This window comes from Rhizobium sp. ZK1 (assembly GCF_047782645.1).
Lineage (GTDB): Bacteria > Pseudomonadota > Alphaproteobacteria > Rhizobiales > Rhizobiaceae > Rhizobium.
The window spans coordinates 2,882,234-2,896,676 of record NZ_CP180586.1 but is presented as its reverse complement, the minus strand read 5'-3'; the positions used below and the strand labels follow the sequence as shown (position 1 = coordinate 2,896,676).

The following is a 14,443-nucleotide window of genomic DNA, read 5'->3' as shown; positions in this document are numbered from 1 at the left end:
CGATACTGCTCAGACTAACATCATGTCAGCGCTAACATCAGGCTGCAGACCTACTCCGGTTCTGTGTCACGTAGATATCCTCGAGTGTTGCAAGGATTTTCATGACCGGCTCGGAGTTGCTGGAATAATAGATCGTCTGTGCATCGCGACGGGTCTTGACCAGCTTCTGAGCGCGCAATTTCGACAGATGCTGGGAGAGGGCCGACTGGCTCAGGCCGACCTGGGTCGCGAGAACGCCGACAGGCACTTCTCCCTTTACCAGGCTGGTGAGGATCAGCAAACGCTTGGGGTTGGCCATGGCCGATAATAAAGCTGCCGCCACATTGGTGTGATCGGCCAAATCAGAGGTTTCCATATTTTTTCTTCCTAATGCGAAACGTACATCATCCGTACAGGCACAGGCCGTCAGACGGTTCTTTGACTGACGTCAAAAACTAGCAATTGGGCTTGAAGATTGTATATACCTAAATTTAAGGTATCAGGTATGCTATTTTAGATATGTTTGAACAAATGTGATCCAAATCCTCCGCGGGTATGTCGAACTCGCAACGCAACAATAAGTCACCTGAAATCATATCAAAACCCGCGGAATCCACCCCACATATGTGCCAGGGACCTGCTTCGGGCGCCTTTAGCCTAGATGCCAGCGCTGTCATCAGAGTCGGATGGCGCGCTACTAAATCTTGCACTGCAGCGTCAGCTTTTTCGGCGATGTCATCATTTGCCTCCGAGTGAATCACGAGATCGCTGCCGTCTAAAATGTAAGCACGGCCGAATCCGCCATTAAGGCTGGCCGATTGCGGGATGAGGCGAAAGAAACGGAAATCCGGGAAATCGATATAGAGTTTCGCCTTGGCGTGACGATTGAGAAAACGGGTGCGGATGCGCGCGTGGAGGGGCGTATCCCGCTCCACCTGTTCCGCACGGCATTGGGTCGTCAGGCGGGCATGGGCGAGCGGATCGCCCTTGCCAGGCTCGCCGGTCAGGAGCGAGGCTCTGGCATCGGCGGCGAGCGCCTTCGTGTGAGTAGAGAGCGCGGAAACGAGAATGATGGGCACGCCGTCTATGTCAGTGCCGAGAAGAACCCGGCTTGCGAAGGGAAAGCCGGTTTCAGGATCGAGAACGGCGAGGGCCGCATAGCGGGCGGAGCGCAGCAGGGTGCGTGCGAGTTTGCGGGCCTCGTCGTCGGTTTCGCGGAGCTTGGAGGATGGTTCTTTCATATCCGCCATGTTGCAAAGCGGAGTGAAAGGATCAAGGCTAAAGCGCGTCGCGATCTCTAGGATTCGCTTGCCACGCTTTAGTTCTTTGGTTGATGCATGTCGTTATCGCAAAACCGCTGCACACTTTTGCGCGACATGCTTTATTCCTTCCGCTTGTGCCGCGTGAGGCCGGTGACGACATCCTGCGCCGAGATCGTGCCGACGATCTGGCCGTTGTCGACTACGCCGATACTGCCGGGCTGTCGGGAGAGGGCGTCGAGGATATCGACAAGCGGCGTCGTGGGGCGCGCAGTGGCGCTGACCGACATGCCGATTGCCGCATCGCCCAGCCCGGGCTGCATGACGTCAGAGGCCATCAGCATGTTGATTGGGTTCATGTTCTGCACGAAGTCGGCAACATACTGATCGGCCGGATTCTTGACGATTTCCTGCGGCGTTCCGCATTGGATGATCCGCCCACCCTCCATGATGGCGATGCGATTGCCGATGCGGAAGGCCTCATCGAGATCGTGGCTGACGAAGAGGATGGTCTTCTTCAGTCGCCGCTGGAATTCCAGCAGCTCGTCCTGCAGTCGTGTGCGGATCAGTGGATCGAGCGCGGAGAACGGCTCGTCCATCAGCAGGATCGGAGCACCGGTGGCGAATGCGCGGGCAAGGCCGACGCGCTGCTGCATGCCGCCGGAGAGTTCGTTGACCTTGCGGTCTGCCCATTTCGTCAGGTTGACGAGTTCGAGTTGTTCGCCGACCCGGCTCTTGCGCTCGGCTTCCCGCACGCCCGAGAGTTCGAGGCCGAAACCGACATTCTCGGCAACGGTGCGCCAGGGCAGCAGGGCGAACTGCTGGAACACCATGGAGACCGTATGCGTGCGCAGGTCGCGCAGCGCCTTGGCATTGCATTTGTAGGGGTTTACCGGCCCCGTTGCCGTGGAGACGGCGACGTCGCCGCGCACGACGGGCGCAAGTCCGTTGACGGCCCGCAGGAGCGTCGACTTGCCGGAACCCGAAAGGCCCATCAACACGAGGATTTCGCCTTCCTCTATCGTCAGCGAGGCATTGGCGACGCCGAGAACGAGGCCGGTCTCGGCGCCGATCTCGTCGCGTGAGCGACCCTGGTCGACCATGGCGAGCCCTGTTTCCGGCCGGTCGCCGAAGATGATGCTAACGTCGTTGAAACTAACCGCAGTCATGCGACGTCTCCTTCGCCTGCTGTGCGGAACATGCGGTCCAGAATGATTGCCAGGATGACGATGCAGAAGCCGGCCTCAAAACCCTTGGCGATGTTGACGGTGTTCAAGGCACGCACGACCGGCACGCCGAGACCGGGAGCGCCAACGAGGGCGGCGATGACGACCATCGAGAGGGAGAGCATGATGGTCTGTGTTAGACCGGCCATGATCTGCGGCGTTGCAAAGGGTAACTCGACCTTGCGAAGAACCTGAACCGGCGTCGCGCCGAAAGCGACGGCGGCTTCGACGAGGGAGGGGGGCGTCGAGATGATGCCGAGACGAGTGAGGCGGATGGGAGCGGGAATCGCGAAGATGACGGTTGCGATCAGACCAGGCACCATGCCGAGACCGAAAAGGATAAGTGCTGGAATGAGATAAACGAAGGTTGGAATGGTCTGCATGAGATCCAGGACGGGCCGCATGGCGGCATAGATCCAGGCGCGGCGGGCAGCCGCAATGCCGAGCGGAATGCCGGCCACCATGCTGACGAAGGTCGCGGCGAGCACGAGCGCCAGTGTTTCCGTCGTCTCCTTCCAGTAGCCCTGGTTCATGATGAGCAGCAGCCCAAGACAGGTGAAGACCGCAACTGCTATCGACCGGCGCAGCCACCAGGCGAGGAGGCTGATGGCAAGGACGGCAACCAGCGGATTGGGCGTCTGCAGCACGAAAAGCAAGGCATTAATGACGTACGACAACAGGGCGGAGAGTTGGTTGAAAAACCAGTCGCCGTTCGATGTCAGCCAATCGACAAAGGATTTGGCCCAGGGGCCAATGGGAATTTTAGCGTCAGTGATCCAATTCACGAGGCGCGCCTGTCTTTTTGAGAACGAAGATCGGGATGAAAACGAAAACGGGGCGGCAAATCCGCCCCGGTCATTTCATCAGAGGCCGAGGCCGGACTTGACGGCTGCGAGGCCGTCGCCGCTGCCGTCGCGCGTCTTGACGCCGGCGAGCCAGGGTTCAACCGTGGACGGATTGGCCTTCAGCCATTCGCCCGCTGCCTTTTCCGGATCTTCGCCGTCATTGAGGATCTTGTTCATGATCTCGTTCTCCATTTTCAGGGAGAACTTGAGATTCTTGATCAATGTCCCGACGTTCGGGCACTCGCTGAGATAGCCGGCACGCACGTTGGTATAGACTTCGGCGCCGCCAAAATTCGGTCCGAAAGTATCATCTCCACCCGACAGATAGGTCATCTTGAAGTTGGTATTCATCGGATGCGGTTCCCAGCCGAGGAAGACGATGGGCTTGCCATCCTTCTCGGCGCGGGCGACCTGCGCCAGCATGCCCTGCTCGGAGGATTCGACAAGTTCCATCTCCTTCATGCCGAAGGTGTTCTTGTCGATCATGTCGATGACGTGGCGGTTGCCGTCATTGCCGGGCTCGATGCCGTAGATCTTGCCATCGAGATCACCCTTGTGAGCAGCGATATCCTTGAAGTCCTTGATGCCGAGTTCCGCACCCTTGGCATTGGTCGCCAGCGTGTACTTGGCGCCGACGAGGTTCGGCCCGTAGGACTCGACCGACTTGTCGTCGAGATAGGGCTGGATATCCGCCTTCTGGGACTGCATCCAGTTGCCGAGGAAGACGTCGATGTCCTTGTTCTTCATCGAGGTATAGGTGACCGGCAAGGAGAGAACCTTGATGTCGGTTTCATAGCCGAGCTTCTTGAGGAGCAGAGAGGCGGTCGCCGTGGTCGACGTGACGTCCGTCCAGCCGATGTCCGAAAGACGGACGGTGGAGCAGCTTTCAGGGTCTGCGGAGAAGGCGGCGGTCGCCACGGAGAGGGCGGCGACTGCGGTTACGGTAACGAGTTTGAATGCGCTTGTTGTTTTCATTTTAGACTCCCAGTCTTACGTTCCCAAGCCAACCATCAATAGACCAGTTTTACAAGCGATCTCGGCGCGTTTGCGGCGTTCCGGCCACTGTGATTGCGACGCCCCGGCGTTTTTTTGAGAATGCCTGAACTTCCAGGTTTTTGGCGATTTCGATGCCAGGATTTCCTGTGATTATCAATTTGTCGGGGCTTTTCTTTGTGTTCTCCACCTTCCAAGAAGCCAGACAAGGAGAATCCGATGGCAAAACTCTATTTCAACTACTCAACGATGAACGCCGGCAAGTCGACGATGCTGCTGCAGGCCTCCTACAATTATCAGGAGCGCGGAATGCGCACGGTTCTCTTGATTGCGGCCTTCGACGACCGGGTCGGGCGTGGCGTCATCGGTTCGCGCATTGGGTTGGAAGCAGAGGCCATCCCCTTCGAAAACGACAGCGATCTCTATGCTCTGGTTCAGACGCTTAGCGGCGGAGGGCAGCCGATCTCCTGCGTTTTCCTCGATGAGGCGCATTTCATGACGCGCGAGCACGTTTGGCAGCTTGCCCGCGTGGTCGACAGGCTCGGCATTCCCGTCATGGTCTACGGCCTAAGGACGGATTTTCAGGGCAAACTCTTTCCGGCCTCGCAGGAACTGCTGGCGATTGCCGACGAGATGCGCGAGGTGCGCACCATCTGCCATTGCGGGCGCAAGGCGACCATGGTCGTGCGGCTCGATGCCGAGGGCAAGGTGCTGCATGAGGGCGCGCAGATCGATGTCGGCGGAAACGAGAAATATGTTTCGCTGTGCCGCCGGCATTGGGACGATGCGATGAACGGCGAATGGATTGCAGAGCCGGTCTGAACGGATCGACGCCTGTTTTCTTTGACGCGGCAAGCGAATAGTCTGGAAGACGGAGATTCCCTGGGAGTGCCCGGTGCGCAAAAGCCCGCCTTTCGATAGCCAGTATGATGCCGCCCGCGGCCTTGCCGAGGCGATGGCCGGCGAGGCGGATTATTGTGCCGCCTGCATCGCCGGCTTCGATGGCGACGAGGGGCGCTCGTCCGACGAGATTTTCCTCGAACAGAATGCGCGCTTCCAGGCCTTTTTCAACGACAGCGCCACGCTCGATGTGCTGCTTGCAGAACTCGTCTTCTCTCTCGACCGGCTGACATCAAAGGTTTCGGCCGATCTTGACAGTTTTCGCGGGCTGACGCGGCGCGAAAAGATAGCCGGATGGTTTTCCCGCCAGCGCATGTGGCGCATGCACAGCGCGCGGGTACGCGAGGCGCCGGTCGTGGAACAGCTGCTCGATCTGCTGACGAAATCAGATCTTCTGGCGACGCTGCTCAAAGGCCAGAGGCGATTCCTTATCGGGCGTCACAAAAGCGCCGAACTGAGCCTTATCGACATTGTCGAGCATCGGCGGCGGCTGGTCGACGAGATCGATATTGCGCGGATGCGCATGAAGGAGCTCAATGCCAAGGCATTGAACACGCAGGGCCGCATCGGCGTCTATGGCAATAAGGCGCATTGGGCGCAAATGGAGGCGGAGCGCCAGGCGCTGATAGCGGAGGCTGATCGCATTTCCGTCGAGGAACATGCGATGCGCGATGAGAGCCAGCGGCGCGAGCGTTTCATCGGCATGTTCCAGGCTTTCGTTGACAGGCTGAACAGCCGTATTGCCGGCTGCAACGTGCTCATCCGCAAGCTTTCGGTCGATACCGAGGAGCGGCTCATCATCTATCAGGCGCAGGTCGATACCGACCGGCCCGGCATGAAGGTGAGGATCAAACCGGAGCTTTTTCCTGACATCGCTGAAACCATCGCGCTTTTCGAGAAGGGCATGCTGGTACCTCAGGATCTGGTCCAGCGAAAAAGCCGCGCCGACCAGGAATTCGCCCGCAAATTCCCCGTCTATGCGGAGGAACGGTCCGATGCGCCGCTGATCGATGTGGTGCGTAAATCCCCTATGTTCGGACTTGGATTCTTCCGTTCGTTGCGCTCCTGACAGGGCGGTGAGGGGAAGCGTATCACGTCCTGTCGTGTCTGGCCCGCGCATCCTTCGGGACGAAATATCCTTGGCTCTTGTTGTACTTGGGCGATCAAGCGCATATGTGGATGAAAAGGATATCCCCGTTTTCGCCGCCTGACAGGAGACGACGATGCTTGACCGGATTGCCGGTTTTTTCAGACTGATCGGCCAGACGATCAGCCGCTGGGTTCGCCTTTTTGCCGCCTGGGCCTTCTGGCCGTTCCTGGCCGCGCACGGATGGTATGCGCGGCGGACCTGGGTGATCCGGCTGCCGATCCTCGCCTTCCTTGTGCTTCTTGTCGTTCTCTACGGCAACTTCGTCTGGCAGACGCAGGTCTGGTCGAATTTCAATACTGACTTCGTCAATCAGTATCGTCTTTCGGAACGCAAGGTGCCGGCTGGGCAGGAAATTCCGGCGGCTGACGGGGCTGCTGCCAAGACCTGCCAGCGCTCGGCAATCGTCGATGTCGCGGCCGATCTGACGGATTTCAACGTCAACCAGAATGCCTGGATATCCTCGATGGTGCTCTACAAGATGGGCTTCTTCGGCATAGACTGGGATCACACGCCCTTCCTCGACAACAAGGCATCCTTCCAGCGCGGTATCAACCAGGCCGTCCGCCGCACCTCCGTCGAGCTTGTCGATACGCTGGGCCGCGTGCGCGGCACGTCCGGCATCAACAATGACCTGCAGAACGCTCGCGGCAATCTGCAGTTCGATGAATATAGCTGGTATTTCGGCCTCAGCCCCTTCGGGCCTAAGACGCCGACACCGGCCTATTATCGTGCGGCGATCAACAGCCTGCGCAAGTTCAATACCGATCTGGCTGGCTGCAATGCGGTCTTCGATGGCCGCGCCGACAACCTCATTCAGTTCATCGATCGTATCGCCAACGATCTCGGCAGCACCTCCGACATGCTGGCCGAGCGCTCGGAAAACCACAATCGCGGTTGGTTCGATACGCGTGCCGACGATCGCTTCTGGTTCGCCTATGGACAACTCTACGCTTATTACGCGATTCTTTCGGCGGCGCAGGCGGACTTCTCCCAGGTTGTGTCGGAGCGAAACCTTGGGGCAATCTGGGCTGGCACGACACGGCAATTCCAGGCAGCACTTCGTATCCAGCCGGCGATCATTTCCAACGGGCGGGAGGACGGCTGGATCATGCCGAGCCATCTCGCCACGATGGGCTTCTATATATTGAGAGTGCGCTCGAACCTGGTTGAAATCCGTGCGGTGCTCGACCGCTAGACTGCCCAGAATGCTATTTCCTGACGGTTAAAGCCGAGCGCCGCCATCCTCGAAGCCGACGATGCGCAGCTTCTCGACGAATTCATAGGTGATACCGACAATACCGCCGCCTCTGGCGTCGTCGCGGAACTTGCCGACGGAGCGTACCATCTTGTAGCCGCCGAGTCGGTTGTCGACCCGATAGACATAGTGGAAGCCGACCCGGTGGAGGCTCGCCTGCTCGAAGGTTTCGGCGATCAGCAACCGGTCTTCCTCATGGATGCGCGACATGAGTTCGGTCAGGTTGACCGGACCTTCGCTGTAGGGAAGATCGAAGATCTGGTGTACGTCTTCGCTGGCGAAGAAATGCCCCGTCTCGAGGTTCATCCACCAGAAGCCAAAGAGGCGATAGGCGGCGAACATCGTCAGCGCTTCGGCATCGGTGATTCCGATATGGGCACGGGATTGCAGCCGATGCTCGACGGCTGGCTGTTCGAAACGAAGAGGCACGGTTTCCCCCCAATTCGGGATGACGCGCTGATTCTCTTCTGATTCCTCAGTTGATCAGCTTCAATCGGATGGCTTTTGCTACCAACTGGGTGCGGTTGACGCAATCGAGTTTTTTAATTGCGTTGGTCATATAAGCATTTACCGTGTGATCCGAGAGCGCCAGGATCTGGCCGATCTCTATCGAGGTCTTGCCCTGTGCGGTCCAGCGTACGACCTCCAGTTCACGAGCCGAAAGCGCACTATGAGCGCTTTCCTCATTGCGCTTGACGGCGTTGTAGGTGTCCAGCGCGTGGAGAACGATCATCACAAGTTCGTTGATCTCGCTTTGGCCGAGGGATGCGCGTTCGCCGCCGAACCAGAAGACGAGGCGCTGTCCATCGGCTGAGTTGATCGGCATCGCGATACCCGCCATCATGCCGCGCTGGAGCATCAAATTCCTGATGTCGGCGGGAAAGGATTGTGCATGGCCAGGATCGCTGAGGTGCCAGACTTGCGGTACGGCTGATTCCCTCATGCGGGCGGCAAACGGACAGGCACGCAGCATATGTCCGCGATCAAAATCTCTGATGTAGGAAACCGGCAACGAACTCTCGATGATCAGCGGCTTCAGCAGCAGATCTTCCGCCGAGGGCGCGTTCAGCAGAGTGACGTGCTCAAAACCGAAAGCGGCGGCCACTCTTCCGAGTGCCTGTGCGAACAGGCCACGCGTGCGCGCCACCGCCAGTTCGCTCGACAGCAATGACTGCCTTTCAGAGGTAGTCATGTAAGACATTATACGCCCCCGCAAGTCTTCATGTTACCGCTATCAAATACATAAATCCGCACGCATGCTAGTGCCAATTGACTTAGCACATGCTGATTAATTCATTTTGTGAAAAATTAATCAGTGAAAAAACACGTTCAAGTTGATTTTTGAGCTACACGGGTAAAAGGGCGGTGCCTTTTACCTCCTCCATCACCGCATAAGTGTGTGTTTCGCGTACGCCGGGAAGGGACAGAATCACCTCCGAGAGGAACTGGCGATAGGCCTCCATCCCCGCCATGCGCGCCTTCACAAGATAATCGAAGCCTCCGGCGACCATATGACATTCCATGACGTCATCGCTGCGTTTTACCGCCGCAGCAAAGGCATCAAAGACGTCAGGCGTAGTACGGTCGAGCTTTACCTGCACGAAGACGAGGAGATTGCGGCCGAGCTTTTCCGGCGAAAGGACCGCCATATAGCCAGTGATGTAGCCCTCCCGCGTCAGCCGTTTGACGCGTTCGGCCGTCGCCGTTGGTGACAGGCTGACGCGTTCGGCGAGCTCTATGTTGGAAAGCCGACCCTCCTTCTGCAGTGCGCGGAGAATCTTGCGGTCGAGACGGTCGAGTTCTTTCATTTTTCGCGGCCTTTCGGGCGGTCGGTAGGCGAAGATGATGTTGGTTGGCGTGAGTTTAGTGAAAAACACCACGAATGAACAGCTATGTTGCTAAAATCACGGAGAACCCTTCATGCCAACCCAGATTTCCACGCCGTTTGCGCCGTTCAACGCTCCATTTGCCGGTGACGACGATCGTCTGCTGCATGGTTTTGCCGAAGGCCTGCGCTTTTCGGCCTCCCAGGATGCCGCAATCGACAAGCGTGCCGGCGGCATGATCGAGGCGATCCGAGACAATTCCGGATCGATCGGCGGCGTGGAAGATTTTCTGCGGGAGTACGGGCTTTCCACCAAGGAAGGCCTGGCGCTGATGGTGCTTGCCGAAGCACTGCTGCGCGTGCCCGATGCACTGACGCAGGACAAGCTGATCGAGGATAAGCTGAAAGAAGGCGGCTGGAGCGAGCACGAAGGAAAGGCCGATAGCTGGTTCGTCTCCGCATCGGCCTGGGCGCTCGGCCTTTCGGCCCGCATCATCCGCCCCGGCGAAACGCCCGAAGGCGTGGTGCGTGGCCTCGTCAAGCGCATGGGCCTGCCGACCGTGCGCAATGCCACCAAGCAGGCCATGCGTTTCCTCGGCCATCATTTCGTGCTCGGCGAGACGATCAAGGACGCGTTGAACCGCGCCGCCAAGAGCGAAGAGAGGGGCTATCGCCACTCCTTCGATATGTTAGGCGAGGGCGCGCGTACGGCTGAGGACGCCAGACGATACTGGCAGTCCTATGCCACGGCGATCGAGGCGATCGGCGGCTGGATGGGAAAGAATGCCAAGGGCAAGGATCTGCCCGATCGCATGGGCATTTCCGTCAAGCTTTCGGCGCTGCATCCGCGGTATCTCGCCACCCACCGCGACCGCGTAATGAAGGAACTCGTGCCCGATCTCCTGAAGCTCGCGCAGATGGCTAGGGCGTATCAGCTCAATTTTACCATCGACGCTGAGGAAGCCGATCGGCTGGAGCTTTCACTCGACGTGATCGCTGCGGTCTTTTCCGATCCGTCGCTTGCCGGCTGGGATGGTTTCGGCCTTGCGATCCAGGCCTATCAGAAACGCGCGGTCGCCGTGATCGACTATATCGACGGACTATGCGAGACGCTCGACCGTCGCATGATGGTGCGCCTCGTCAAGGGCGCATACTGGGATACCGAGGTCAAGCGGGCGCAGGAGCGTGGGCTCGACGACTATCCGGTCTGGACGCGCAAGCAGGCGACTGATCTTTCCTATCTCGCCTGCGCGCAGCACATGCTTGCCAAGCGGGCGCGTATCTTCCCGCAATTCGCCACCCATAATGCGCTGACGGTCTCCACGATCCTGGAGCTTGCCGGCAATGATCGTTCCGGCTTCGAATTCCAGCGCCTGCATGGCATGGGCGAGAGCCTTTACAATCACCTGATGAACTCCAACGACCGCATCGCTTGCCGCATCTATGCGCCGGTCGGAGGTTATCGCGATCTGCTCGCCTATCTCGTCCGCCGCCTTCTGGAAAATGGCGCCAACTCCTCCTTCGTCGCCATGGCCGGCGACAAGAACGTACCTATCAAGGCACTGTTGGAGCGTCCGGCGGATAAGCTGCAATTCGATGTCGGTGCGAGTGCGCGAAACAGCAAGATCCCAATGCCGCTGCAGCTCTACGGCAAGCGCAAGAACAGCACCGGGCTGGAATTCGGCCATCGTGCGACGCTTGAAAAGCTGATGGGCGGTATCCGCAACGGTATTCCCGCCATTTCCGCTACGCCGCTCATCCCCGGCGTGGCTGCAAGCGGAGCGGATGTGCCCGTCATTTCGCCATCCGACCATTCGAGGACCGTCGGCTCTGTCCGCAACGCCAGTGCAGTCGACATCGACAAGGCTTTTGCCGTTGCCGCCAAGGGCTACAAGACGTGGTCGCGTCGCTCCGTCGAAGAGCGCGCAACGGCGCTGGAGCGCATGGCCGATCTCATGGAGGAAAACCGCGACAGGCTGCTTGTGCTGCTGGCTGCGGAAGCCGGCAAGACGCTCGATGACGGCGTTGCAGAGGTTCGGGAGGCCGTGGATTTCTGCCGCTATTATGCCGGCGAGGCACGCCGGCTCTTTGGCACCGTGACCAAGATGCCGGGGCCAACCGGCGAGGACAATCGCTACCTCTGGCGCGGGCGGGGCGTCTTTGCCTGCATCTCGCCCTGGAATTTCCCGCTGGCGATCTTCCTCGGGCAGGTTTCGGCAGCCCTCGTTTCCGGCAATGCGGTGCTGGCAAAGCCTGCACCGCAGACGCCGCTGATCGCCTATGAGGCTGTCAAAATGTTCCACAAGGCCGGTGTGCCGGAAGATGTATTGCTTTTCGTTCCCGGCGGTCCTGATGTCGGTGCTGCGATCACGGCGCATGCCGCACTTTCGGGCGTCGCCTTCACCGGTTCAACGAAGACGGCATGGGCGATCAACCGGGCGCTCGCCGCCAAGGACGGGCCGATCGTACCGCTGATTGCCGAAACCGGTGGCCTCAACGCCATGGTGGTCGATGCAACCGCACTCGGCGAGCAGGTGGCAGACGACGTGGTCCTCTCGGCCTTCCGTTCGGCCGGCCAGCGCTGCTCCGCACTTCGTCTGCTCTTCCTCCAGGAGGACGTGGCCGAGCACATGACGCAGATGATCGAAGGGGCGGCACGGGAGCTGCAACTCGGCGATCCGGCATTGGAAACCACCGATGTCGGCCCGATCATCGATGGAAAACAGAAGGCGATGCTGGAAGCCCATATTGCCGACATGCAGAAGACGCAGAAGGTGCGTTATGCCGGCAAGGCGCCTGATGGAGGTAGCTTCTTCGCGCCGCATATTATCGAGCTCGACAAATCCACAGCGCTGACCAAGGAAGTTTTCGGACCCGTCCTGCACATCGTCAAATGGAAGGCGAAAGAGTTGCCCAAGGTGCTGCAGGACATTCAGGCCTCCGGCTACGGCCTGACGCTCGGCGTCCACAGCCGTATAGAAGCCACGATCCGCACAGTCACCGATGCGCTCGATACCGGCAATGTCTATGTGAACCGCAACATGATCGGTGCCGTGGTCGGCACTCAACCCTTCGGCGGCTCGGGGCTCTCGGGTACTGGCTTCAAGGCCGGCGGTCCGGCCTATCTGCAGCGATTTGCGCTGGAACAGGTGATCTCGGTGAACACGGCCGCCGCGGGCGGCAATGCCAGCCTGATTGCTATGGGCGAGTAAAATAATAGGACGGCAGCAAGCTCTCGCAATCCCGCTTGCTGCCGTTCAATTCAGTTGCTAAGCGTATAATCAGATGCAACTGAGGCGATCTAAACGTGCGCTTTGCAATTTCTTTTTTTAATAAGTACTTTCCCGTCCAGTTATTGTTTGTTTTGTTTCTTTTCAACTTGCCGATAGGAGATGCTATCTCCCAGGCTGCCGAACAAAAACAGTCAGAACATCCGGCCATGAGCTTCATCGTCGTGCGCCGTGCTGTTTGCAATCAACCCTGCCCGGAATGGATTTCGGCCGAGGGGCGCATTACTTCCGATACACCTGCCCAAATGAGGAAAATTCTCAAGAAGATCGGGAATCGGAAATTGCCGGTCGTGTTCCGTTCGGAAGGTGGGGATGTGAACGCTGCCTATGCTATGGGACGAATGATTCGTAAGGCTGGGCTGGAAACCGCGGTCGGTGGTACACGGCTGGAGGGCTGCCCGCCAGAGGATCTACGTTGTGCTGCTGCCATCGCCCGGAATGGCGCTTCAGCAGGATCTACATATTCGTATGGAGCATATTGCGTCTCTGCGTGCCCGCTGGCTTTGGCAGGTGGTACGACGCGGGCTTCGTCGCAATGGGCATATATCGGCGTTCATCAGATCACGACCATCTACAACAAGATGCGGGTGTCCTATCGCATTGAATATAAGATGGTGAACGGGAAGAGGCAGGAAGTCTCCCGTAAGGAGGTTGGTCGCAAGGTTACCGGGCAGAGCAGTTCCACCAAGCTAGGCAAAAAAGCTACGGCGACTCTCAAGGCATATCTGAAAGAGATGGGGGTCAGCGGGGACATCGTTGACCTGATGATGAGGGCCACGCCCGACAGCATGATGATGGTAGCGCCCACCGAAGCACTTCGGACAGGTCTGATCACGGATATGCTGGCTTACAACGAATGGCCCGGCATGCCACTCTGCGCACAGGACGCAGTGGCCGATGCCGTATGCTATCGCCATCCGACGCCCAAGGCGGCTGTCGCTGAGGCACCGAGCTACCCTGCACCTAAAACCCATCCTATGGACTTTCTCCTGATGTACAACGGCAATTGCCAGGAAGAGTGCACGCAGTGGATTTCGGCGGATGGTGACATCATGCCGGATACACCGGCTCAGCTGGAAGCGATGTTGAAGACGCTCGGCGATAGAAAGCTGCCGGTCGTCTTTCAGTCCTATGGCGGCGACGAGGATGCCGCTTTCGCGATGGGGCGTATGATCCGCGCAGCGGGACTCGATACGTCAATCGGTAGAACGCGCTTGCCGAATTGTCCGATGCAGGATCCGCGCTGCACCGCGAGCATGGCCAAAAGCGGGCCGACCGAGGGAGAGGTCTTCGCCGGCGGCGCGTACTGTTTTTCGAGCTGCACCCTTGCATTCATGGGCGGAACGTCGCGGCTCGTGGGAAGGACTTCCGCTCTTGGCCTGAGCCAGCCAGCGGCCAAGCTTACGGAGACGGAGCGCGGAAAATTCATTGCCTATTTTAGCGAGATGGGCGTCAGTCCCGAGACATTCGACACGATGATGATAACGCCGTCTTTCGGGAGAGGCGATATATATCCGCCTCAGGCGCTCAAGCTCGACATTATCGATGGTGTGATCCCCTACGATGAAGAGCCTGGCCTTCACTTCTGCGGACCGAATGCGAAGGAAAGCGTCCGGTGCCCCAGAAAGTCCGAGGCGGTGATCGTCCCGGCATCGGTAAATTGAAGTCGAGAGCCGAAAACAGAGGCCGTAACAACACGGCGCTTCCGCTGAGCACCGGCA

13 protein-coding genes are annotated in these 14,443 nt (G+C 58.7%); 5 read left to right on the top strand and 8 right to left on the bottom strand.

The features are described from left to right. Nucleotides 1–37 precede the first annotated feature (37 nt). The 5 genes from ACK9YZ_RS14935 to ACK9YZ_RS14915 form a co-directional block, all read right to left on the bottom strand. A complete protein-coding gene (locus ACK9YZ_RS14935) occupies nucleotides 38–355 on the bottom strand; it encodes an ArsR/SmtB family transcription factor (RefSeq protein WP_183731754.1) in 318 nt (105 codons plus the stop codon). A gap of 115 nt (nucleotides 356–470) precedes the next feature. Continuing rightward, on the bottom strand, nucleotides 471–1,220 hold the full coding sequence (locus ACK9YZ_RS14930; protein ID WP_416064330.1) for a HugZ family protein: 750 nt from the start codon (nucleotides 1,218–1,220) through the stop codon (nucleotides 471–473). 140 nt (nucleotides 1,221–1,360) lie between these two features. After that, complete coding sequence (gene choV, locus ACK9YZ_RS14925; protein ID WP_216755424.1) at nucleotides 1,361–2,407, bottom strand: choline ABC transporter ATP-binding protein; 1,047 nt, start codon at nucleotides 2,405–2,407, stop codon at nucleotides 1,361–1,363. Further along, nucleotides 2,404–3,249 (bottom strand): choline ABC transporter permease subunit, encoded by an 846-nt coding sequence (gene choW / locus ACK9YZ_RS14920; RefSeq protein ID WP_216755423.1) that lies wholly within the window; start codon nucleotides 3,247–3,249, stop codon nucleotides 2,404–2,406. The genes choV and choW overlap by 4 nt, the downstream gene beginning before the upstream one ends. Before the next feature lie 78 nt (nucleotides 3,250–3,327). After that, nucleotides 3,328–4,284 (bottom strand): choline ABC transporter substrate-binding protein, encoded by a 957-nt coding sequence (locus ACK9YZ_RS14915; protein ID WP_416064329.1) that lies wholly within the window; start codon nucleotides 4,282–4,284, stop codon nucleotides 3,328–3,330. A gap of 237 nt (nucleotides 4,285–4,521) precedes the next feature. On the opposite strand from ACK9YZ_RS14915, the gene ACK9YZ_RS14910 reads away from it, so the two are divergent. From ACK9YZ_RS14910 to ACK9YZ_RS14900, 3 genes are all read left to right on the top strand, one after another. After that, the gene (locus ACK9YZ_RS14910) at nucleotides 4,522–5,124 is read left to right on the top strand and encodes a thymidine kinase (RefSeq protein ID WP_216755421.1); all 603 of its coding nucleotides are present in this window, start codon (nucleotides 4,522–4,524) and stop codon (nucleotides 5,122–5,124) included. Between the two features lie 73 nt (nucleotides 5,125–5,197). Beyond that, nucleotides 5,198–6,271 (top strand): hypothetical protein, encoded by a 1,074-nt coding sequence (locus tag ACK9YZ_RS14905; protein ID WP_416064328.1) that lies wholly within the window; start codon nucleotides 5,198–5,200, stop codon nucleotides 6,269–6,271. 154 nt (nucleotides 6,272–6,425) lie between these two features. Continuing rightward, on the top strand, nucleotides 6,426–7,547 hold the full coding sequence (locus ACK9YZ_RS14900; protein WP_416064327.1) for a DUF2333 family protein: 1,122 nt from the start codon (nucleotides 6,426–6,428) through the stop codon (nucleotides 7,545–7,547). A 27-nt stretch (nucleotides 7,548–7,574) separates the two neighbouring features. Here ACK9YZ_RS14900 and ACK9YZ_RS14895 read toward each other — a convergent pair whose 3' ends face one another. The 3 genes from ACK9YZ_RS14895 to ACK9YZ_RS14885 form a co-directional block, all read right to left on the bottom strand. Further along, complete coding sequence (locus tag ACK9YZ_RS14895; protein ID WP_416064326.1) at nucleotides 7,575–8,036, bottom strand: PAS domain-containing protein; 462 nt, start codon at nucleotides 8,034–8,036, stop codon at nucleotides 7,575–7,577. A 46-nt stretch (nucleotides 8,037–8,082) separates the two neighbouring features. Continuing rightward, nucleotides 8,083–8,808, bottom strand: coding sequence for a helix-turn-helix transcriptional regulator (locus ACK9YZ_RS14890; RefSeq protein ID WP_216755417.1), 726 nt, complete (start codon nucleotides 8,806–8,808; stop codon nucleotides 8,083–8,085). Between the two features lie 145 nt (nucleotides 8,809–8,953). Beyond that, complete coding sequence (locus tag ACK9YZ_RS14885; protein WP_216755416.1) at nucleotides 8,954–9,415, bottom strand: Lrp/AsnC ligand binding domain-containing protein; 462 nt, start codon at nucleotides 9,413–9,415, stop codon at nucleotides 8,954–8,956. A 112-nt stretch (nucleotides 9,416–9,527) separates the two neighbouring features. On the opposite strand from ACK9YZ_RS14885, the gene putA reads away from it, so the two are divergent. Both putA and ACK9YZ_RS14875 read left to right on the top strand, forming a co-directional pair. Then, on the top strand, nucleotides 9,528–12,644 hold the full coding sequence (gene putA / locus ACK9YZ_RS14880) for a bifunctional proline dehydrogenase/L-glutamate gamma-semialdehyde dehydrogenase PutA (RefSeq protein WP_416064325.1): 3,117 nt from the start codon (nucleotides 9,528–9,530) through the stop codon (nucleotides 12,642–12,644). A 95-nt stretch (nucleotides 12,645–12,739) separates the two neighbouring features. Continuing rightward, on the top strand, nucleotides 12,740–14,386 hold the full coding sequence (locus ACK9YZ_RS14875) for a hypothetical protein (protein WP_416064324.1): 1,647 nt from the start codon (nucleotides 12,740–12,742) through the stop codon (nucleotides 14,384–14,386). Nucleotides 14,387–14,443: the final 57 nt, after the last annotated feature.